Source organism: Psychrobacter sp. CAL346-MNA-CIBAN-0220, from assembly GCF_040309805.1.
Taxonomy (GTDB): domain Bacteria; phylum Pseudomonadota; class Gammaproteobacteria; order Pseudomonadales; family Moraxellaceae; genus Psychrobacter.
This window is the reverse complement of record NZ_JBEOPF010000525.1, coordinates 1-253: the sequence shown is the minus strand read 5'-3', so window position 1 is coordinate 253 and position 253 is coordinate 1. Positions and strand designations below refer to the sequence as shown.

General features: G+C 59.3%; 1 protein-coding gene. It reads left to right on the top strand.

Annotated elements, in window-relative coordinates; genetic code table 11:
* Window positions 1-13: 13 nt before the first annotated feature.
* Window positions 14-253, top strand: a 240-nt coding sequence (locus AAEY88_RS14640; RefSeq protein WP_350563557.1) for a baseplate J/gp47 family protein, incomplete at its 3' end; no start/stop codon positions are given.

Genomic DNA, 253 nt, shown 5'->3' with positions numbered 1-253 from the left:
ACCGGGTGAAGTCATGGTCACCGTGCTTTCCAGGGAAGGCGACGGCACGCCATCTATCGACTTGCTTGACGGCGTACGTCGACATTTCGCACGGCCAGATGTAAGGCCGGAAACCGATCTAGTCAGCGTCCAAGGCGCGCAGATTCAACCCTATAAAATTCGTGTGGTGGCCAAGATCAACGCCGGCCCGGACTCGGGGCTGACCCAAGTGGCGGCGCAGAAACTGCTGCAAGACTACGCAGAGTCCTGCCAC